We start from the raw sequence: 20620 nt of genomic DNA on the forward strand, positions 1-20620 counted from the left end.
CTCATCGTCTTTTCTCGACGGAAACTGCCGTCGCCTCCATTATCCCGCGGCCTGAATAGCCGGTCGCCATCCGCGTAACCCCGCGTCTCTTACCGAATCCATATTGGGCAAAGTACAGCATCGCCCCGGTAAATACCGATCCGCCGATAAAGTTACCTATAAGCACGGGGATTTGATTCCAGAACCACCAATCAGTCATACTGACATTCGCACCCAGCATCATGCCTGCGGGGATCACGAACATATTGACGACGGCATGCTCGAATCCTTGGCCGAAGAAGAGCAGGATCGGCAGCCACATGGCGACGATTTTTCCTATCGTTGAGCTTGAGGTAAACGCCATGACAACGCCAAGCGTCACCATCCAGTTGCAGAGCATAGCCTTGATCAATACCAATAGCAAGCCGCTCGTGCCTAGCTCCTTGTAGCCGATTGTCTTCGTCTCGCTTGCTTCAATGATCATCCGAACCAGCGGATGACTCATATCCGTCCCCATCTTGGTCGCAGTAAGCGCATAGAGCCCCCCATAGATCAGACAGCCTATCACATGTCCGAGAATGACCCATCCATAATTCGCTAGCATAGAAGCCGTTGAAGCCTTCTTCTGCAGGACGGCTAACGGTAAGAGTGCAAAGCTTCCGGTGACCAGCTCTAAACCCAGCATTACAATGATGACGAAGCCAACCGGAAATAGGAGCGCGCCCGCCATCGGGATATTCGTTTGGGTCGAAGCTGTAAATGCTAGCGTGGTGGCGCATGCCAGGATAGCGCCGGACAGTATGCCGCGAATAAGCATCTGCGAAATCTTCAGCCGCGCCTTCGCGGCCCCAGCCTCGATCATGTCATGCATCACCTGATCCGGTTTCACGTAATCCATGTCGGTCTACTCCTTCTAATGAAATCAATCCTTAACATTTATGACAGCCTCAGACATGACAGCGGAATATGACTGACAACGCGTTAAGCTGTACGATCCAGCAAGTAAATCGCGCCGTTTGCCGGATCCACTTCAATCTGATATGTGTTTACATGACCCGTGTCCGGCTCTTGAACCTGTCCGCTGCACAGATCGATTTTCCAATCATGAAGTGGACAGTGCACTTGCTTCCCGCACACCATACCTTCCGAAAGCTTGCCTCCTTTATGCGGGCACTTGTTTTCGACGGCCAGAATATTCCCGTCCGACAAGCGGAACAGCGCAATTTCCGTTCCCCCGATTTCAATGGTTCTTGATCCCTTAGGATCGATTTCGTTCACGTATCCTACATGCAGTTTCGCCATATTGGTTCTCCCCCTATTTCGTCACAGCTTCGGCGTCAGGCAAAGGCACGAAATTTTTACGAAGCCCGCTGTCTGACGTAATCTCCTTCCACGGATCCTTTTGCTTGCTTAAAGACAGCTTTATTCTGGAAACAAGAGCGTCGCGATCCTCTTTCTTCTCCAATGCTTGTTTCACATGCTCCAGACCCACTCGCTCGATCCAAACCGACGTCCGTTCATTCCATTGTGCGTTCTCGCGGTAATATTGGATAAAGGCTCCCGCCCATTCGACCACCTCGTCTTCGGTCTTTACGATGCATAACAATTCCGTGGCCCGGACATGAACGCCTCCATTGCCGCCGACGTGCAGTTCCCAGCCGCCATCAATTGCCACAACGCCAAAATCCTTAATGGTGGCTTCCGCGCAGTTCCGAGGACATCCGGAAACCGCCAGTTTCACTTTGGCCGGGGTGCTCAGCCGCTCAAATTCTTTCTCCAAACGCACGCCCATACCTATGGAGTCCTGCGTGCCGAATCGGCAAAACGTGGACCCTACGCAAGTTTTAACCGTACGGAGGGCTTTACCGTAAGCATAACCGGAAGGCATATCCAGCTCCTCCCACATCCTCGGCAGATCCTCCTTCTTGACGCCGAGCAGATCGATCCGCTGTCCGCCCGTAATCTTGACCATCGGCACATCGAATTTTTCCGCAATCTCGGCGATTTTCTTTAGCTCCGAAGGTGACGTCACCCCACCGTATATCCGAGGCACCACGGAATACGTGCCATCCTTCTGAATATTGGCATGGTACCGCTCGTTCGTGAAACGCGATTCCTTCTCGTCCACGTAGGATTCCGGAAACAGCATGCCGAGATAGTAGTTCAGCGATGGACGGCACTTGGAGCACCCCTCCGGATTATCCCATCCCAGCACGTTCATCACTTCTTTCACGGTACCCAGTCCAAGACGGGTGATCTCGGCGATGATTTCATCCCGCCCCAGCGAAGTACACCCGCATATCCCTTCTTTTACCGGCTCCCCGGCAGCATCCCCGGCGTATAATTGAACGAGTCCCTCGACAAGAGGTTTGCAGCCGCCGCAGGATCCCGAAGCTTTGGTACAAGCTTTAACGGATGCGACGGTATTGCAATTCTTCGTAAGAATGGCATCTTTGATCGCTTCTTTCGATACGCCGTTACAGCCGCAAATGATCTCATCATCCGCCAGCTGAGCCAGCCGCTGCTCCGTTGATACAACGCCTGCATTAGGCGCGAAGCCTAACAGAAGCTCTTTCTCTCTACCCTTGATGGATTCCCCGCTCTTCATGAGCGAAAACAGCTTCGGTCCATCCCCCGTATCGCCGAACATAACAGCCCCGATGAGCCGGTCTTCGCGGACGACGATTTTTTTGTATACCCCTTCGACCTCATCTTGATATCGCATGGATCTGGTTCCTTCCGGGTCTGCAAAATGACCTGCGGAGAATACATCCACACCGGATACCTTTAATTTCGTTGACGTGACGGAACCGGCATATCCACTCGTCTCCACACCTGCCAGATGCTTGGCGAGTACCGCTCCTTGTTCGTACAGCGGGGCTACAAGACCATAAGCGATACCCCGATGCTCCGCGCATTCGCCCACCGCATAGACGCCGGGGACGTTCGTCTCCATATAGTCGTTAACGACGATTCCGCGGTTAACCTCAATTCCGGAGGACTGTGCCAAAGAGACGTTTGGCTTGATCCCGACGGCCATCACGATCAGGTCGGTCTCGACGCTGCTCCCGTCCGTAAAATGGAGCGCCCTCACCCGCTTCCGACCCGAGATCGATTCCGAATTTTTATTCAGCAAAAACGTCATTCCTTGTGTTTCGAGCTCACGCTGCAGCATTTTGGCTGCCGTCTCGTCCAATTGCCGTTCCATTAAATAGGGATTCAGATGAACCACGGATACATCCATGCCCAGATGCAGAAGACCTCGAGCGGCCTCCAGGCCCAAGAGGCCTCCGCCGATGACCACCGCTTTCTTATATTGCTGCGACGTCTTCACCATCGTTTCGCAATCCTGGATGTCCCTAAATGCGATCACGCCTTCCTTGTCGGCACCCGGCAAAGGCAGCATAAACGGATTGGATCCGGTCGCAATAATCAAAGCATCATATGGAGCGACAGCTCCTTGCTCGGAGAATACTTTGCGATGCAGCGTGTCGATCCGGTTCACCGTATGGCCTGCATGCAATTGGATCCGGTTCTCCTTGTACCAATCCCAATCATTAATAATGATTTCCTTCAGATCGGTTCCGCCTGCGAGCACGGATGACAGCATGATCCGATTGTAGTTCGGATGAGGTTCCGCTCCGAATATCGTAATCTCATACGCTTCGGGCGCAAGCTTGATTAAATGCTCGATAGCCCTTACTCCTGCCATGCCATTCCCGATCATCACTAACTTCTTTTTTGTTCATGGTTCGCTCTCCCTCCGTCTAACACCTTCGATCTACTCATCCATCAACAAATCTTTAAAAACCAAAATAGCCTGCATTCGATCCAGTAGAGTTGGCACACTCTTACCGGGAACGAAAACAGGCTTCTTTGCCGCTAATGGGATACACCGTTGTATCCGGGAAGTATAAAGTTCTTGAGGGAAATATACACTACGCATTTGAGTTCTGTCAACATATTTGACACGAAAATAAGAAAATTAATTAATTATCGACATTCACTCGTGATTTATGTTATATAAATTAACATAGTTTCTGTTTTGTGCTAAAGCTTAACCACTGACAGGATTTCATTTATGAAGGGAGCGTCAATCCATGCGTTCATTGCTGGTTATCCACCATCCGGTCCCTGCTTCAGAGCGAAGTGACACAGCTGCCAAGGCGCTTCTTCCGGAATTTATCCTTCGTTCATACGGATATAAGATCCACCTTGCTCGCAATGAGAAGCAAGCGTTGGCCGGAATCATGGAGGCTGACGGAACGGTTCTCCATCTTCCGGTCGCATCGATCAAGCCATGGTGCAGCACCCTTGAACAACAAAAGCGCGTGCCGGTTCTGTGGTGGTGCAGCGATCATGCCGCTTCGCAATCTCTCGAAGCATGTGAAGATGATGTTACAATTGATGGGCTTTTATTCCCCACCATGAAGGAGCATGAGCTGCATTGGACGCTTCATTTTAGTTCAAAGCATTTTTACGAACGTCAACAGTGGCATGACGAAAAAACGCAGCTCCTAGCCCGCATTGAAGAACGAAAATGGATTGATATGGCCAAAGGCATTTTATGCGAAATGAAACAAATTTCGGAATCCGAAGCCTACGATGTCCTGCGCAAACAGGCGATGAATGAAAGAAAAAGAATGGTGGACGTCGCCACCTCGATCGTTAAGCTGTATCAATTGCTGCAAGAGACCGGTTCAGGAGGTGCCAAAAAATCATGATCCACTTATTGAAAGAAGTCGGCCGCGGCAAACGCGGCGCTCGGGACCTGACTTACGAGGAAGCCCTTCAGGCTGCAGCATCGATTCTGGGTGCAGAGGCTACTCCTGCGCAGATCGGGGCCTTTTTCATCGCTGAACGCATCAAGATGGAAAGCGTGGAAGAATTGGAAGCATTCGTGAAGGTCAGTCGTGAATATGCGGACCGTTCGTTTCTACATGCGGGTATCGACTGCGCAGGTCCTTATGACGGCAGAAAGTCTTCTTTTTTCTCGACGTTAGCCACTGCATTTGTCCTCGCGGCTGCCGATCTGCCCGTTACGCTGCACGGGACTGCATCCCTCCCTCCAAAGTGGGGGATCACCTTGTCGGATATACTCGCAGCGAAAGGAATAACCGGACCGGCATTGGCAAAAGACTCATGCATCAGGGCGGCCAAACAGACGGGCGTATTATATGTAGATGCGGAAGAATGGTGCCCTCCGCTGAAGCACCTTCGCCCGATTCGCGAGGAACTGGGGATGCGGACCGTGCTCAACACGGCGGAAAAGTTCGTCGATTATTCCCATTCCCCGTATTTAACCTTCGGCGTTTACCATAATACGGTCTTTGACCGGTTAAGCCGACTGATCATGAAACTCGATTATCGTAAAGCGATCATTATTCAAGGCAGTGAAGGCTCCGATGAACTATTCATTCACCGGCCCACGCGGACATACCGGATCGAGAACGGTAAGGCCTGCCTGCAGATCATCGATCCCGAGGCGTACGGGCTAGATGTACCGGTTCCGGACATCGGCTGGACTCCTTCCGAACAAGCTGACGCTACGGCGGAGGTTCTGCTAGGCAAAGGGAATCTCGCTTTTATCTACCAGGTGCTGCTGAATGGCGCGGTACGTTTACAGTTGGCGGACAAGGTCAGGTCCGTCGAAGAAGGGATATATACCTGCAAAGCATTGCTGGATTCAGGGAAACCATGGGAGTTATATAACAAATGGTTGTCCTTGCTTACAGAATCCGATGCGGTCTCGTCAATGGGAAGGCATGCCTCGCAATGAACGGAAGAAACCCGCACCGGGTAAACGGTGCGGGTTTTTTTCATAACCTATTAAACTCCAAATCCGAATCCGAAAGCAGACAAGATGATGACCAAGAGAATAAAGAGAACCAGCACCGCTCCAACCGATCCGTATCCTCCGCCATTGTATCCAGCAACTTCACCCATGGTTCTAACCTCCTTTATTTTCGGAACACAATATCCTATGCTTGTTATATGAAAGAGCTTAGACTTTAGAGCAAAAATAAAAACATGGGTTATTGCATCGACGGATCATAAGGAAGAGCTTCTATTTTGGAGCCAGCATAATTCGGGCATAGCGAAGAATATCAGACTTGACGTCTTCCGCCCAAATGCTATAACGAATCTGATGCTCCTCATCCACCCAATCCAGGTGATCCCTTCCCTTCGAGTCGGCGGTGTAAACACATTCGACTCCGTTAATGACGATGGTTTCCTTGGATTCGTTCGGTTTCTCCTGCGGTACGGGCGTTCCGCCTATCGGCTGTTCGGGAACGATATCACTCGCTACGACTTGAAGCTTTACTTTGCCTTTTTCATAGTTCAGAATCGCGGCTGATGCTTCATTCACCTTCATGATATCGGAATACACGAACTTCTCGCCGTTCGCAGCCTTCCCCTTCAATTCCTTGTCCAGCTTCTTGTATAGGCTCGACGTTCTTTCAGGACTCTTTAAGTAAACAACCGCGTTCTTGAAAGTGTACCCTTTCGGCAAGGTTGAAGGCTTGGTCAGGGACGGTGCACTCATTGCCTTCGACTTCGCCAAATAATCCGTATACTTAGTGAAAGCAAAGCCTTTGGATGCGAAGTAGATTTGATCTGTCCGGTTAAATTCCTGATCGGCAGCATAGTAGGCAATCATCTGACCTGGCTTAAGTCTGTTGACCAAGTCCTTGATTTGATCGTCATATGAAACGATTCCCTTCTCCGGTTTGGCAGACATCGTCTTCGAAATCGATACGCTTTCGGTACTGGCTGCGTATGCGTTGACAGATCCAACCATCATCGTGGCTGCGAGAAGTAATGCGACTTTTACCTTGTTTTTTATCATGTTACCATTCGTGCTCCTTTCGGCGGCAAAGCCTTTTGAGTTGGTTTTATTAACATCTCGTATAACACCTTGCCGTCATCAAAAGGGACATTTTGTAAAGAAATCGGATACCTTTACGGAATAAGCCCTGCCGCAATCTTCGCAAACTCATCCTTGGACAACGGATCCTTTGGGTCATCCGTAATTATATACAGCACCTCTTCGCTGTCGCTTAGCCAAGTCAAGCTGCGCGAAGGGCTGGATGGACTGGCTGACAGAATCATTTCTTTCCCTTTCACCTTTATTTTTACGGCTTGGTTTGTGGGCACCCCGGCCTTGGAGCCCTTCTCTCGGGCAAAAGCTACCATCTTGATCCGGTTTTCATCTTTACGATATTCCATTCCTGTAGATGCAATCTTGTACCAAGGAACAATCTTATAGAACAGTCCCTGTTCTTCATCCGACTGCTCAGCCTGCTCTTTGAGTTCATTCAGAAGAGTTTCATACTCCGGTGTACCCCATACGGGCTCGTTCCTAATTTGAATCTGTCCATAATCAAATCGATACCCTTCCGGTACATAATCTGGCTCTAGAAGCACGGGAGCGTTTTTTTCCTCGATTTCTTTTGCGAGTTCCTGATAATTCGAATGCTTAGTCAACATATAAAAATATTTCAGAGGTTGTTCTTTGACGAGTGGAGTCATATGCAGGTCCTTGATATAAAACACCGCCTGTTCTCCCGGCTTTAACCTCTTTCTCAGCTCTTCTTCCGTCTCTTTTACACGTTTGGCGTTATATTCCGATTCGGAATATTCCCATGGCTTTATGGTCGACAGAATGACTTCGCCTTCCTTGTTCTTGATCTGTATCAAGTATTGACTTGCGTAAACACTAAGCGACGAAAGAATCAAAATCGCAATAAGCATTGCAATAATTAAGGTTTTCTTCCGATTGCCATTTCTACCGTGTTTCTTCCGGTGAATTAGACGTACCTTATGCATGATGGCGGGGGTCACGTCAACTTCTTCATCCACAGAGTGCAATTCCATGCTTCTCAGAATTCGATCTTGCTCCGGCTGTCCCGAATCTCGCATAACCCCGTCACCTCCTTCTCCTGGATAAGCTTGATGACTTTCTGTTTCATCCGAGCATATTTTTTCTTCACCGCGCTTAGATTCTTATCCAGAATCTGCGCAATCTCCGTAAATGGTTTATCTTCATAAACCCGCAACACGAGCAGATTACGCTCCTCTACCGAGAGCTTGGTCATGGCATATTCCAGCGGTTCGCTAAACCATTTGCGCTCCAGCGTCTCTTCCACGCTATCAGCATAACCCGCCGGTTTGATCAGTCGGCTTACTCGCATGCGAACCCGTCGCTTACGTAGAATATTGAGACAATGATGGTATGCAATCTTGTACAACCATGATGAGAATGAAACCTTGGCTTCATAGGTATTAAGCTTGGTAAACGCTTTGATGAAGATATCCTGGACGGCATCCTGCGCATCCTGCTTGCAGCCGAGCATTCGGCAGCAGTATATGTAAATCTGTTTTTTGTACGTTTCGACGATAGGCTCGAAACAATCCACCTCACCGGCCTTAACACGTCCCACGTACTCCTCGATCGAATCCAATTCGAAGACGCACCTCCGTGTAAATCTTATTTACGTCTGTATAACCCCTCATCTTCCAAAAAAGGGACACCCGAAACATAAATAAAAAACAACTCATACCTCAAGTATGAATTGTTTTTCCGCCATGTCGATCACTTCTTTTGTTTAGAAGACATATATATGTGTCAGACTTTACTCCCGCGAGGATACAAACTGAAAGATCAGCATCTCTTTGTCGTTCCTCGTTGCAACAAATTCCTGCATGCGAGAGGGCGAAACATAGTTGTGCATCGTCTTTCTCCAGAATGCCTGCGCCTGCTTATTGCGATCGGTGGCATTCGTCTGGACTTCCCAGCTGCCATCATGCTTGCCGAACACTTGCGATGCAGCATTCTCAGCAACATGTTTGCCCCGGAAGGGTTTCATAACAAAAAACTCATTCATATAAAATTCACTGCCAAAAGTGTACGGCGGGGTTGCTACGAGGGCGAACCCTGCCGGGATACCTTCCACTCGAATCAGATAGGGAAACAAAACCAAGGGCTTCTCCCACCATATATCAAAAACTTGATTCTGGTCATATAAGGTTCTAGTATCGTCATCCTCAAAGACGCCGTATCGATTCGGCTTCCACCCCCATATCTCCGATAAATCGTGCAAATATAGCGGATATAGATTGTTAATCATAAATTTGGCGGAAGCATCGGTTAACTCCACGGTAACTTTCATATATTTCCCTCCATCCTAGACATATTCCAAACTCTTGAAATACTGCATTTTGCTATCTATAAAACCTTCATCAATGTCGGCAATGCCCACAAATTCCGAATCGCGAAAACATAGACCAAAGAGCCAAAGCTGCCGAACGGCAACAAATACAGGGACAGCAGCAAGATCATTTTCGCTGAGAGATCTGACGCTGCAATACCCACTCAGAAAGGCGTCCCATAATCTTTCGACTTCCTCCGGGTCATGTCTGCTATGTATTTCTCTGGCCAGCCTAAACTCCGCAATATCGTAAGCTCTCCAGCCGTAACCGCATAAATCAAAATCATAATGGGTCAGCTTTCCGTCCTCTGTCCATGCAGCATTCGTATTGCCGTGCAAATCTCCGTGGCACACGCCCCAATCTAAACCTTGAACCTTAAGCTCAGAGATTCGTTTCTTAAGTTCCGTTGCCATTTCACTAAGGTAGTTAACATCCGTCAACCGATGCTCCATATAGGATCTGATGATGGATAAAGGCCGCTCTATAAGAAACTCCATATCCAGCCGTTCCCTTGCAAACCGACTTTCAAATTGATCCGCCACCTTATGCATATGGCCGATGGATTTACCGAACCGGTAACTGTCCGCTGCGGCGTGAATCGGCATCTCTTGTCCTTCCGCATATTGAAATAGAACCCCGTACCGGGTTCCCTCCATGACGTTAAATCCGCTAAGGTACGCGCCGTCTTTTCCCGGAATGGGCTCTGACACGCTGATCCCGTTCGCACGGAGAAACCGCAGCAATTCCAATTCAAACTCGATGTCAGGCCGGCTTCTTCGATCAGCCCTATAGATGCGGAAGATATACTTATCAACATCTGTTTCAACTGCGTACGTATCGTTCATACCCCGCAAGAAATACTGAATTTTCATAACGGAACCGATCTCATAATGGTGTTGGATATGTAACCCTACCGCTTGTTTAGACAGAAGCGAGTAAGTGACAGGAAATAAACTCAATCCAAATCCCTCCTTGCACTCAAGGGTATCATCCTCGACAAACTCTTATATATAGGCCGTATGATTATAATTATTTTTTATACAAGCCGCGGTACGTCGTAATCACAAAAAAACAATAAGCTCTCATGACTTCACGCGCAACAGAAGCATGCAAAAAAAGAAGCATGCAAAAAAGAAGCAGCCCGATGACTGCCTCTTGTTGTTCGATAACCTGTAAATCCGTATCCGTGCAGACTTACTGATTCAAATCGTATAAACCGGGTGCGTGCTCGTTGGCAAGCTCCGGCATCACAGGTAACGGGAAACCCTCCGGCGGTTGAACCACTTGTAATTCTCCGCCGTTTCTGCTAGGTGTTTGACCGCTAAAAATTTCGCCGATGCGTGTATCATCCAGCCTGAAATTGAACTGAGCGTTATGGAAGCCCATATCAACGTACTTCTGACATTCCGGGTATTTATGAATGTCATAATTCGGAACAGGAAATATTTTGCCCCATTCCACGCCTAGCGTCTCCAAAGCTTTTGCAAAAGCATTCTGATGTGCATTATCCCGCACGATGAGGAAAGCCAACGTTTCGCGGAAGGCCTTGTTCGTACTCATCTCATAAATTCGTGTTTTTTGAAGCACTCCCGTAGATTCAAGTACAACATTATCGAGCAAATTACCTACCAGATTGCCGTGATCGTACACGTAATTTCCCATCCACGGATTTCCGGCGGCGTCCACAGGCAAAGAACTTTGGGCTCCCATAATAAAATGATGCGGATTCGCATGTTTAATCGCTTCATTCAGCGGGGCCGCATCCGTGCCGGAATTACCCGCGCCTTCTGCGCCAGCACCGGTAAGCAGCTGGTTGATTGTATGTTGAACCAATTCGACATGGCTGATTTCTTCCAAAAAAACGCCGCGGATCAAGTCGCGGTACTGCGTTGCCTTTCCTCGAAAATTGCTGCTCTGAAAGAAAAACTGCATCATCGTCCGCATCTCCCCGAATCGGCCGCCTAACGTTTCTTGCAGCACTTTCGCAGCTGCGGGATCCGGTTTATCCGGAACGATCAGGTTGATCAGATCCTCTTTATAAAAATACATGTGCATATCCTCCGCTTTTTCAAATGGTCACCAATCCAGTTTGCGTTGAGCCCTCTTTTTCCATGCGTCTGCACCCGATACAATGATTTCCTGCAAATTTCCGAGAACTTCGTTCTGATTAGAATGAAACAATAACCTCCTGTACATAATGACTCTGTTTGGATAAATATTAAAGGAGCGAATATTGATGGGTATTTTAAGCGGAAACCCTAAAGATGAGCCCATGCATTACGGGGAGATTTTTAGCGTATGGGAAACCTCCATGCTGGCAAAGGGAATGGTGTCCTGCTATGAGGCTTATTTGAATCACGCGGGAGATAAAGACCTTAAAAAAATTCTTCATGATCTGCTGGATCAGGCTAAACTCGAGATTAAAGAATGCGATGAGCTGCTTACCGACAACGGAATCCCGCCTGCACCGGGGCTTCCCGAAAGACCCCCTGTCAAGCTTGAGGATATTCCGGCTGGCGCAAGATTCACGGATCCGGAAATCGCGGCCAAAATCGCAGCGGATACATCACTCGGACTAGTATCTTGCAGCCAAATCATGGGACAATCGATCCGGGAGGATATCGGTGCATTATTTGCTAAATATCATCTCGTCAAGACCGCGCAGGGTGTGCGAATCCTTCAGATGAATAAGGAAAAAGGCTGGCTCATTCCGCCGCCGCTGCAAATCAAGAGACCCGAGTAAAAATATCATTTCCCAATCTCTTGAAACGCTGAGCCTTGACGATCCACAAGCCAAAGAAGCAGCGATCAACGCTGCTTCTTTTAGTTAACCTATTCCCTCACTCCCAGCGAGGCTTCCATGTTCCGACTGAAGCTGTTTGGCCGACGGAGGGCTTTTGGCCTGCTGCCTGCCAATAAGGAACATACCGAGAACGACCAGGATGCCCCCTCCCCACTGCTCCCATCCTGCGGGTTCTTTTAGTACGATGACAGATAACAATAGAGCCGTGAAAGGCATCATGCCAGAAAAAGCGGCAGCTGTTGAAACATGGCAGCGCTTGATGCCGGCATACCACATGATGAACGCTACGGCCGTCACGATCGGCCCATACCATATCAGTGCGAACCATTCCCGTAATCCGATGGCAGCCAGCGAAGTGAAAGGAACCTCGAAACCAGCGGGAATCAAGCATAATAGGAAAGCGATCGCAGAGACAAGCGTCGTTTGGACTCCAGGATGCATGGCATGATTTGGAGAAGACGTTTGCTTCACCGAACCGATACGGGATAGCAGGTTGAAGCCGGATTCGGATAGAGCCGCGCAGAGCACCAGCAAGTTCCCGTATACGTGCTGCACCTTGAAAGAAATGCCGGGCGTGAGCATTCCTTGTAATACGAGGATGCCTCCTACCGTGCTGAAAATGCCTGCCAGCTTGCCGCCGCTAACCGACTCTTTCAGAAACACGAATGCCAACATCACGGTAAAAGCAGGCGTAGTCCCCGTGAGTATTCCGGCTTCTGCCGTGCTAGTATGAAGAAGGCCATGCAATAGAAGCATCCGAAACAGAAACATACCCAAGAGGGCCTGAAAAAACAGATCCCCCCACTCACCCCATGACAGCCTTCCAACCGTTCTCTTCAAATCCTTCATGCAAAGAGGAATCATGCATAACAAAGCCAGCAATAAACTGGCCGCCGTTATCGTAAACGCACCTAACTTTCCGTTCAACAGCCACGCCGTGATGACAGAGGTTCCTGCCAGCGTGAAAGCCCCCATTAAATAAAGCATTCCTTTCCATCGTTCCAACACGATCACATCCCCTTGAAATCTCCAATCGATAGCCGCTAATCTATGCTACAATCATAGGAAATTAACTGGTATGATGAAAGAGCCAGTTGAACTCAAATATAAGCATACCAGTTGGAGGTCGGGCCAACATGTGGGGAATCAAATTACATCGGAACAGCGAAGTATCACTCAAACGCCAAATTTATTTGGCCATAAGGGATAAGATCGTTCACGGGAACCTGCCGTCAGGAGAAGCCGTCCCCTCTTCCCGTCAATTGGCCAGAGATCTGAACGTGTCTCGTGCCACGGTCAACGAAGCTCTGGACATGCTGAACGTCGAGGGCTATGTCGTCAGCAGACAAGGAGCGCCGACGCGCGTCGCCCAAGGCATCGTGCTGGATCCTCCGACTGACGCCGAACCGCGGACGCAGAAAGAAGGCCCTCCTGACTTTGCAGCGGATTTTCGTACGGGCCAGCCAGAACTGAGGTTATTCCCGCGGTACGCATGGCAGCAGATTTCATCGAAAACCCTTGGCGGCATGAGCTCCGCCCTGCTGGGTTATTCGGGTCCCCAGGGCCTGCCGGCGCTGCGCAATGAAATTTCTTTATGGCTGTATCGCAGCAAAGGACTCAGCGTGGATGCCCAGGATATATACATAACGGCAGGCGCGACGCATGCGCTCAGCATCCTTGCCGATTTGCTCTATCGGGACCGTCAGGAGATATGGTTTGAAGATCCATGCAATATCGAGATGCTGCAGACGTTTATCAATAAAGGGTATCGCATACATCCAGTTCCCGTGGACGAATGCGGCATGCAAACAGATCTCCTGGGCGACAAATCAAGTGGTCCCGTGTATGTCACCCCCTCCCACCAATTTCCACTTGGCGGTATCCTGCCGGCCGATCGGCGCGCTGCCCTTATTCGTTACGCCAGAAAGAACGACAGCTATATCATTGAGGACGATTATGACAGCGAGTTCAGATATTACGGGGATTCCGTCTCGCCTTTATATGCCCTGGATCCCGATAGGGTGGTCTATGTCGGCACATTCAGCAAGGTTCTATTCCCAGCGCTTCGCATCGGTTACGCGGTGGTTCCCCGTCAGCTTCAACAAAGCTGGGGCCGGTTACGTACCCATACCGATGTGCAGAATCCCCCTTTTGAACAGGCTGCTTTGGCCGAATTTTTACATACCCGAAAATTTGACAGGCATATCGGGAAAATGCGTAAGATCTACGGCGAACGCAGACAGGTCCTTTTGTCTTCATTACATAAACACTTCGGAAATGATTGGCGTTCTTGGGGAGATGCAGCCGGTTTGCATCTTGCTGTAGAGTTTCCCGGGGCTGTCTTTGACGAGGCTTTCAGGCAGAGGATCAGGCAAGATCGAATACGCATCACGCCGCTGGATTATCACAGCATACAAAAAGGTCTCCACGCCAACAAGCTGCTGTTTGGCTACGGCCATCTTGAGCCTGGCGAGATCCGTGACGGAATTGTGCTCTTGCATGCTTATTTAAAGGATCACGGATACTTATAAAAAAGGCTGCCATCAGGCAGCCTTGTTCATGATACATTCCTATTCCGCTAATCCACTTCGTATAGGCTCTTTATTCGAAGTCTCCGCAATAGCCAAGGCCTTCGCAGCTGTTTCGGCTTCCTGAAAGGCCTTCTCCAGAATTTGACTTCGATCCAGAATGGCATTCCCTTGCGCCCGGATGATCTGATAATCCATGATCCCCATAAAGTTAAACATGGATTTCAGGTACTTATGAGAGTATTCCACCTCGGTATACCAGTCATTATTCGTGTAAATGGCGTCACTTGCCTGAATAACCAGTAAACTGCGGCCATCGGTTAGCAAACCTTCCGAACCGTTCTCCGTGTATCGAAATGTCTCCCGCGCTATGAGGATGTTGTCGATATAATCCTTAAGCTTGGACGGAACGTTGAAATTGTGCAATGGCATGGCAATGACATACTTCCGCGCATTCTTAAACTGCTTCAGGATGACGGACATCCGATCCGTGATCTGCTGCTCCTCTTCGTTAAGCGGCTCCCCTCTTCCCTGTTTGCTCCATGCCTCAAGAACCCTGTAGTCAATGGCAGGTATATGATCGCGGTATAAATCCAACTGTTCGATTAGGCCTGCTGGATTCCATTTCGTGTACGTCTCTACAAAATGCTGAAGCACCTGTAAGCTGACAGAGGCGGCTGCTTCCACCTTCGGATGCGCATTAATAATAAGCATTTTTCCCATCCAATTTCTCTCCTTTTTAATCTATTCATCATATAGACAAATAAGGCAGTGCCGTTGTGACATCACCGGCAATACTTTTTATGCATAAAGCAGAGGCCATAATGGAAATGATATCTAGTATCAAGAATGGCGGGGGAGCGGATGCAGGAATGGACCTCAAAGAAAGCCTGGCTGAATATTTCAAAGCGAATGCCGATTATTTCAATGTTGAAATACGATTGCTGCAATATCATGTCCAGGTGATCGGTTTTGATTCATTGGTGGATCTTCCCCAGAGCATCGCATCGCTTCAAACCCAAACCTCGAATCTAACCGAAACCACCATGGCACCAGCAGATATTCTTAAAACTGTGGGCGAGCTTGTTGAACCCAAATTGGAAGTGGTTGTATCCAACATCATGAAGGGCCACCTAATCATTCTGGAGCCCCTGTCCGGGGCCTGCAGCGCCGTTCTGCCGATATCGAAAAATGTCACCCGCTCCGTCACATCTCCCGAAACCGAGAACACATTGTACGGCTCCAGCAGCGCCTTTCTGGAAGATATCAATACGAATATCGGCATTCTTCGTAAACATAGCACCGGATCCTCCTTGCAAGTGGAAACGTACACCGTCGGAAAAAGTCATCCCAAATCCTTATTGTTAATCTATCAGAAAGACCGGATCAAACCCAGGTTATTACAATCCATTCAAACCAAAATCAAAGCGGGTCTGGATCAGGATGTTCATCATATCCAGCAGCTCGAGAAGATGCTTGGCGTCAACACGTGGTCGCTCGTAACCAACTTCAACATGACGGAACTTCCGCAGAATGCAGCCCACTCCCTGGAGCAGGGCAAGGCCGTGTTAATGCTTGACCGTTATCCGTTCGCGATCATTATCCCTAGCCTTGTCATGGATATGTTCTGCATGAAGGACGATCATAATTATCCCCTCCCTTCATGTACCTGATCCGAATCTTGAGAGTCGTCGGCGTCTTGATCGCGACGATTATTCCCGGACTCTATGTTGCCCTGGTGTCCGTCAACCCTGAAGCTCTTAGGCTTCAACTCGCCCTCTCAATTGCCAACAGCCGGCTGGAAGTCCCTTATCCCGCCTTTGTTGAGACACTGCTGCTGCTTATCGTGCTGGAGCTCATCCTGGAAGCAAGTGTCCGTCTGCCCAAAAGCGTAGGTCCTACCATTACGATGGTTGGCGGCATTATACTTGGCCAGGCTGCCGTATCCGCCAAACTCGTCAGCAACCTGTTGATTATTGTGCTGGCAGGTACAACTATTGCTTCTTCTACGGTGGTGGGATTCCAAAACTCCGTATCCGTGCGAGTGTTCAAGTATCTGCTGATCATACTGTCCGCCATCTTCGGCATGCTGGGATTGCTTGCTGGAATTGTTGTTATCTGTGCTTATATGGGCCATCAGAAAAGTATGGGGATTCCTTACCTATCCTTACCTACATTGAATCAGAAGGATGAGCAAAATGGATAAGAGCGGTTATCAAGCAACCATCCTGTACGTGGTTTGTCATATGGGGCTTATCTTTTTTCTCTATCCCTCCGATTTGTTTTCAGGCATGGACATGGGACACTGGATCGGAATATCCATAAGCTATGCGCTGCATGCAGCTGCCCTCTATATGTACATTAAAGGCCTGAAGTGGACGGCCCGGAGGAATGTTGTGGATATGTTCCGCAGCACCGGCAAATATCTCGCGTGGATCTTTTTGCTTCCTGCTTTCTTTTACTTTGGCATTGCTATCATCGTAACAATTAGGGCCTATTCCGAGATGTTAACCTTGGTCTTTTTATCGACCACGCCACTGTGGGCGGTCGAGTTCTTATTGATTGCCATTGCTTTACTCATGGCGTGGCAAGGGATGTCCAGCATGGCGCGAACCAGCGTCCTCTTGGTTGTCTTGTTCACGTTTCCCATTTTGTTTGTTCTCTGTCTAGGCTTTCAAAATGTGGATTGGTATTATTTGCTGCCGATCATTGACCCGGAGCAATCCTTGCATTTCATAGCAAAGCCCGATTTTCTGGTCAGTTTATTCGTTTACGCAGGCGGTTCCTTTTTCCTGGGGCTGCTGCCTCCTTCCATACATATCAGCATCAAGAAAATGATGCTGGGCTGCCTTCTTCTGTTGCCCATGTTTCTCTTATCGGTTTATTTGCCGCTTCTAACCTTTGGGCAAGCCACTGCCGAGCTATACCAATTTCCGATGCTGATGACCATAGATACCGTGAATATCACTTGGCTGTTGTTTGATCGGGTAACGATTTTCTTCTTATTGAGTCTGATGGCGTTTGCGCTGCTGTACTTGGGTGTGACATTATGGGTTCTCGTCACGCTTACCAAGGAGGCCATCCCCATCATCCCGAAAATCTACCTGTTGATTGCTCTGACCGCCGGTTTGTTTGCGATATCCTTGGCCATCCCGAACTGGGATTCCCTTAAGAAGCTGCAAGAGTGGATTATTCCTCTGCGATTGTATATATTCCTGGTGCTTCCCCTAATGACGTTTATCATCGGCTGGCGGCACAAGCACAAAGCAAACCGTGCAACGGAGGTAACCTGATATGAACAATCTGGCCAATATCCGCCTTGCCTTGAAGTGCCTCATGCTCGCTGCCTTGGTCCCCTTGCTTGCAGGCTGCTGGGATAACAAAGACATTAATCATCGCTCGCTTCCGGTAATCATGGGCATTTCGTTAACCGAAGATAATCAATACAAGGTGTTTCTGGACATTCCGGCCACGAATGATACCAGCACCGTCAATATCGTTTCGGATACGGGCAATACGATCAATGAAATCATCGATCATATGAGCATGAACATGGAGACTCAAGTGGATCTGCTGCATTTGAAAATCGTCATCGTGGATAAAAACTTTGCCCGTAACGGCATGGAAGACATCATATCTGCGTTTAACCGGTCCAGGGACATCTCATCCAAAACGCTGTTTGCGATCAGTGATCAAACGCTGGATCAATTCTTTATGGAAATGCAAAAAAAATCGGAGCACAGCAGCAGCATCGTCTATGATTTTTTCGAAAAAAATGCCGGCTGGAATCCCCAATTGGCGGATACTCGCGTATGGCAATTGTTTCGAAGCATTCATTCCTATACGCACGATGTCATCGTCCCGATCATACGTTCAGGCAGATCCACCAGCATCGAATGCTTAGGCTCAGCCATCATCAAGAATGGCAGGATGACAGGCCAAATCGGGCCCGATGAAACGCTTGTCGCCAATGCCTTTTATGGAAAAAGCGCGTTCGGCAAGGTTGAGGTTATGGAGAGCGCCACCGTTCAAATCATTAGCAATCGCCTGACCCATCATAGCTGGATGAAGGACGGAAAGCCTTATCTTCGAAGCCATCTCAAGCTGAAAGTCACCATCTTGGACTCCAGGGGACATCCGACGGAAGAGCAAATCAACGAGAAGGTGGAAGAACTGCTCACCTTAAGGCTGAATCAGATGTTTAAGAAAACGCAAAAAGAACAAGCGGATATTTTGGCACTGGGACAATATTTTAGAAACTACCTGACCCGGGAACAACTGGAGGATTGGAGAACAACGTACTATCCCGATCTGGATTTCAAGCTGAACGTTACGACCGTCGTAGAGAATCGAGGCAATCTTAAGAGACTGTGAGTACGTTTTAACAGATACAACGCACTTGAATTCAAAACAAAAAGGCCGCGCTTGCGGCCCTTTTCTTATTTTTTTTGCATGAGCTGGCTGGTGTTAGTTCGTCGCGTGATTCTTACTCCCGCTTAATGCTCCATGTATTTCTGGGTTTACCATGAATGGACCAGGATCTCGCGTAAAGCGTCCAGCAACCCTTGATTTTCTTCATCTGTTCCTACCGAAATCCGAATATGACGCGGAAGCCCCCACCCTTTGGCTGACCGGACGATGATCCCTCGTTCCAGCAGCTGATGGTATATGTCGTCTGCATGTTCGCCAAGCTCTGCCAGAATGAAGTTGCTCATGCTCTCGACATAAGGAATCGATAATCGGCTCAGGCCCTCATAGATTTGGTTCCTCCCTTGTTCATTCATCCGGCGGGATGCATCGACATGTTCTTCATCCCCGAGCGCAGCCGCTGCTGCTGCCTGTGCCAACGCATTCACGTTAAAGGGCTCCTTAACCTGAAGCAGCGTGCGGATGATCCCTTCGGAGGCAGCGCCATACCCGACTCGAATGCCCGCAAGCCCGTAAATTTTAGAGAAGGTGTTAAGTGTGATGACCGGATATCCCGACTTGATGAAATCGATGCCGTCCGAGTAATCGGGAGCCGTGGCATAATGGCGGTATGCGGTATCAATGACAACCAGCACGCGAGAGGGAAGGCTGTCGAGCAACTGTCTCATTTCAGACTCTGGCATGTAGGTGCCTGTAGGATTATTCGGCGTGCACAGGTAAACGATTTTGGTACGTTCCGTGATGACGGCCAGCATATCTTCAGCTGAGAAAGCATATGGTTCGCGCAGCGGCACTTTAATGACCGTGCCCGACATGAGAAATGCGCCAAACTCGTATTCGCTGAACGTCGGATCGGGCACCACAATCTCGTCGCCAGGCTCCAGATATGCCCGTGAAATCAGCATGATCAGCTCATCTCCGCCGTTCGTCACGATGAATTGATTCGCCGCCAATCCCAGGTGCCGGCCAAGCGCTTGCGCAAGAACCGACGAGCGTTCGTCGGGATAACGGTGCAGGTCAGGCAGCTGATTCTGAATGGCTTGCAATGCTTTTGGCGAAGGACCGAGCGAATTTTCATTGGAAGCCAGCTTAATGACGCGATCCAGTCCGTATTCTTGCTGCACTTCCCATATGGGTTTACCCGCCGTGTAAGGCTTCAGACGTCCTAGCGCCGGCCGCGGCGTTATTTGAGGCTCCCCTTCCCCTGCTCTAGTCAATGTTTTCTCCCCTTAACCATGATTTATGGTGCCATTATTTACAACCTCTTCTATATCTCGCTGTAATCGATCTCCAGAAACTGCTCGACTTCCTTCTCCCAGCGATTCTCGACAAAATCAACATGCTGGGGATGCACATTGTAGGCTTCATAATCGGCTTCGCTCGCAAACTTCATGGAGAAGCCGAAATCGTATGTATTTTTGGGACTGATTTGCTTGAATACCTTAAACTCCTGAACCGTTGGAATCGTGCTGAGGGCAGCTCGTCCGTCCTCCAGGAAACGATGCTCCTCCTCCGAGCCTTTCTCGTGTTTAAGCGAAAAAATAACGGAATGAATCAAGCGGTTTGATGACATATTAGTCCAACTCCTTCTCTTTTTCTAGGCTAGAATTACATCATATTATAACGGGAAAGGCCAAAAAAATCGCTACTAAAAAGGCACCCCCTACCA

Annotated in this window: 22 protein-coding genes; 8 read left to right on the top strand and 14 right to left on the bottom strand. The window is 48.9% G+C overall.

The genetic code is table 11. The annotated features are described in order from the left end of the window. Position 1: 1 nt before the first annotated feature. The 3 genes from HMPREF9412_RS19875 to nirB all read right to left on the bottom strand — a co-directional run bounded on the left by HMPREF9412_RS19875 (position 2) and on the right by nirB (position 3706). On the bottom strand, positions 2-877 hold the full coding sequence (locus HMPREF9412_RS19875; RefSeq protein ID WP_009593541.1) for a formate/nitrite transporter family protein: 876 nt from the start codon (positions 875-877) through the stop codon (positions 2-4). 83 nt (positions 878-960) lie between these two features. Then, positions 961-1281: a nitrite reductase small subunit NirD gene (gene nirD / locus HMPREF9412_RS19880; RefSeq protein ID WP_009593537.1), complete on the bottom strand. Its 321-nt coding sequence runs from the start codon at positions 1279-1281 to the stop codon at positions 961-963. A gap of 13 nt (positions 1282-1294) precedes the next feature. Further along, positions 1295-3706: a nitrite reductase large subunit NirB gene (gene nirB / locus HMPREF9412_RS19885; protein ID WP_036672847.1), complete on the bottom strand. Its 2412-nt coding sequence runs from the start codon at positions 3704-3706 to the stop codon at positions 1295-1297. 373 nt (positions 3707-4079) lie between these two features. Here nirB and HMPREF9412_RS19890 point away from each other — a divergent pair, with 373 nt between their 5' ends. Both HMPREF9412_RS19890 and HMPREF9412_RS19895 read left to right on the top strand, forming a co-directional pair. Further along, positions 4080-4703 carry an ANTAR domain-containing response regulator gene (locus HMPREF9412_RS19890; protein WP_009593568.1) on the top strand — a complete coding sequence of 208 codons (624 nt, stop codon included), beginning with the start codon at positions 4080-4082 and terminating at the stop codon, positions 4701-4703. Continuing rightward, on the top strand, positions 4700-5758 hold the full coding sequence (locus tag HMPREF9412_RS19895) for an anthranilate phosphoribosyltransferase (protein ID WP_009593481.1): 1059 nt from the start codon (positions 4700-4702) through the stop codon (positions 5756-5758). Before HMPREF9412_RS19890 ends, HMPREF9412_RS19895 begins: the two co-directional genes overlap by 4 nt. 50 nt (positions 5759-5808) lie before the next feature. On the opposite strand, the gene HMPREF9412_RS33110 is transcribed toward HMPREF9412_RS19895, so the two are convergent. The 7 genes from HMPREF9412_RS33110 to HMPREF9412_RS19925 all read right to left on the bottom strand — a co-directional run bounded on the left by HMPREF9412_RS33110 (position 5809) and on the right by HMPREF9412_RS19925 (position 11241). Further along, positions 5809-5925: a hypothetical protein gene (locus tag HMPREF9412_RS33110; RefSeq protein WP_009593567.1), complete on the bottom strand. Its 117-nt coding sequence runs from the start codon at positions 5923-5925 to the stop codon at positions 5809-5811. A 121-nt stretch (positions 5926-6046) separates the two neighbouring features. Next, complete coding sequence (locus tag HMPREF9412_RS19900) at positions 6047-6829, bottom strand: hypothetical protein (RefSeq protein WP_009593557.1); 783 nt, start codon at positions 6827-6829, stop codon at positions 6047-6049. 113 nt (positions 6830-6942) lie between these two features. Then, positions 6943-7902 carry a hypothetical protein gene (locus tag HMPREF9412_RS19905; protein ID WP_254664080.1) on the bottom strand — a complete coding sequence of 320 codons (960 nt, stop codon included), beginning with the start codon at positions 7900-7902 and terminating at the stop codon, positions 6943-6945. Next, entirely contained in the window at positions 7863-8444 is a 582-nt protein-coding gene (locus HMPREF9412_RS19910) for an RNA polymerase sigma factor (RefSeq protein WP_009593562.1), read from the bottom strand. The genes HMPREF9412_RS19905 and HMPREF9412_RS19910 overlap by 40 nt, the downstream gene beginning before the upstream one ends. Positions 8445-8615: 171 nt before the next feature. Next, entirely contained in the window at positions 8616-9152 is a 537-nt protein-coding gene (locus tag HMPREF9412_RS19915) for an acetyltransferase (protein ID WP_009593503.1), read from the bottom strand. 15 nt (positions 9153-9167) lie between these two features. Then, on the bottom strand, positions 9168-10151 hold the full coding sequence (locus HMPREF9412_RS19920; RefSeq protein ID WP_009593566.1) for a phosphotransferase: 984 nt from the start codon (positions 10149-10151) through the stop codon (positions 9168-9170). Positions 10152-10386: 235 nt separating this feature from the next. Next, positions 10387-11241 carry a manganese catalase family protein gene (locus HMPREF9412_RS19925; protein WP_009593571.1) on the bottom strand — a complete coding sequence of 285 codons (855 nt, stop codon included), beginning with the start codon at positions 11239-11241 and terminating at the stop codon, positions 10387-10389. Between the two features lie 187 nt (positions 11242-11428). On the opposite strand from HMPREF9412_RS19925, the gene HMPREF9412_RS19930 reads away from it, so the two are divergent. Beyond that, positions 11429-11935, top strand: a complete 507-nt coding sequence (locus HMPREF9412_RS19930; RefSeq protein ID WP_009593555.1) for a DUF3231 family protein — start codon at positions 11429-11431, stop codon at positions 11933-11935. 84 nt (positions 11936-12019) lie between these two features. Here the strand turns inward: HMPREF9412_RS19930 and HMPREF9412_RS19935 are convergent, their stop codons facing one another. Continuing rightward, complete coding sequence (locus HMPREF9412_RS19935; protein WP_254664081.1) at positions 12020-13003, bottom strand: DMT family transporter; 984 nt, start codon at positions 13001-13003, stop codon at positions 12020-12022. Positions 13004-13131: 128 nt separating this feature from the next. Here HMPREF9412_RS19935 and pdxR point away from each other — a divergent pair, with 128 nt between their 5' ends. Continuing rightward, on the top strand, positions 13132-14526 hold the full coding sequence (gene pdxR / locus HMPREF9412_RS19940; RefSeq protein WP_009593500.1) for a MocR-like pyridoxine biosynthesis transcription factor PdxR: 1395 nt from the start codon (positions 13132-13134) through the stop codon (positions 14524-14526). 39 nt (positions 14527-14565) lie between these two features. Here the strand turns inward: pdxR and HMPREF9412_RS19945 are convergent, their stop codons facing one another. Continuing rightward, positions 14566-15246 (bottom strand): FMN-dependent NADH-azoreductase, encoded by a 681-nt coding sequence (locus HMPREF9412_RS19945; RefSeq protein WP_009593550.1) that lies wholly within the window; start codon positions 15244-15246, stop codon positions 14566-14568. A gap of 101 nt (positions 15247-15347) precedes the next feature. Between HMPREF9412_RS19945 and HMPREF9412_RS33675 the strand changes: the two genes are divergently transcribed. From HMPREF9412_RS33675 to HMPREF9412_RS19960, 4 genes are read left to right on the top strand one after another with little or no spacing between them, the layout of a single operon-like run. Next, positions 15348-16196 (top strand): spore germination protein, encoded by an 849-nt coding sequence (locus HMPREF9412_RS33675; protein WP_009593499.1) that lies wholly within the window; start codon positions 15348-15350, stop codon positions 16194-16196. 26 nt (positions 16197-16222) lie between these two features. Next, positions 16223-16729, top strand: coding sequence for a spore germination protein (locus HMPREF9412_RS33680; RefSeq protein WP_368072386.1), 507 nt, complete (start codon positions 16223-16225; stop codon positions 16727-16729). Next, the gene (locus HMPREF9412_RS19955; RefSeq protein ID WP_009593508.1) at positions 16722-17816 is read left to right on the top strand and encodes a GerAB/ArcD/ProY family transporter; all 1095 of its coding nucleotides are present in this window, start codon (positions 16722-16724) and stop codon (positions 17814-17816) included. The genes HMPREF9412_RS33680 and HMPREF9412_RS19955 overlap by 8 nt, the downstream gene beginning before the upstream one ends. A gap of 1 nt (position 17817) precedes the next feature. Beyond that, the gene (locus HMPREF9412_RS19960) at positions 17818-18897 is read left to right on the top strand and encodes a Ger(x)C family spore germination protein (RefSeq protein WP_009593546.1); all 1080 of its coding nucleotides are present in this window, start codon (positions 17818-17820) and stop codon (positions 18895-18897) included. A 146-nt stretch (positions 18898-19043) separates the two neighbouring features. Here HMPREF9412_RS19960 and hisC read toward each other — a convergent pair whose 3' ends face one another. Both hisC and HMPREF9412_RS19970 read right to left on the bottom strand, forming a co-directional pair. Then, on the bottom strand, positions 19044-20168 hold the full coding sequence (hisC, locus tag HMPREF9412_RS19965; RefSeq protein ID WP_009593526.1) for a histidinol-phosphate transaminase: 1125 nt from the start codon (positions 20166-20168) through the stop codon (positions 19044-19046). Between the two features lie 50 nt (positions 20169-20218). Further along, positions 20219-20524 (bottom strand): Dabb family protein, encoded by a 306-nt coding sequence (locus HMPREF9412_RS19970; protein WP_009593575.1) that lies wholly within the window; start codon positions 20522-20524, stop codon positions 20219-20221. Positions 20525-20620: the final 96 nt, after the last annotated feature.

Origin of the sequence: Paenibacillus sp. HGF5 (assembly GCF_000204455.1) — a bacterium.
Classification (GTDB): Bacteria; Bacillota; Bacilli; order Paenibacillales; family Paenibacillaceae; genus Paenibacillus_AQ; species Paenibacillus_AQ lautus_A.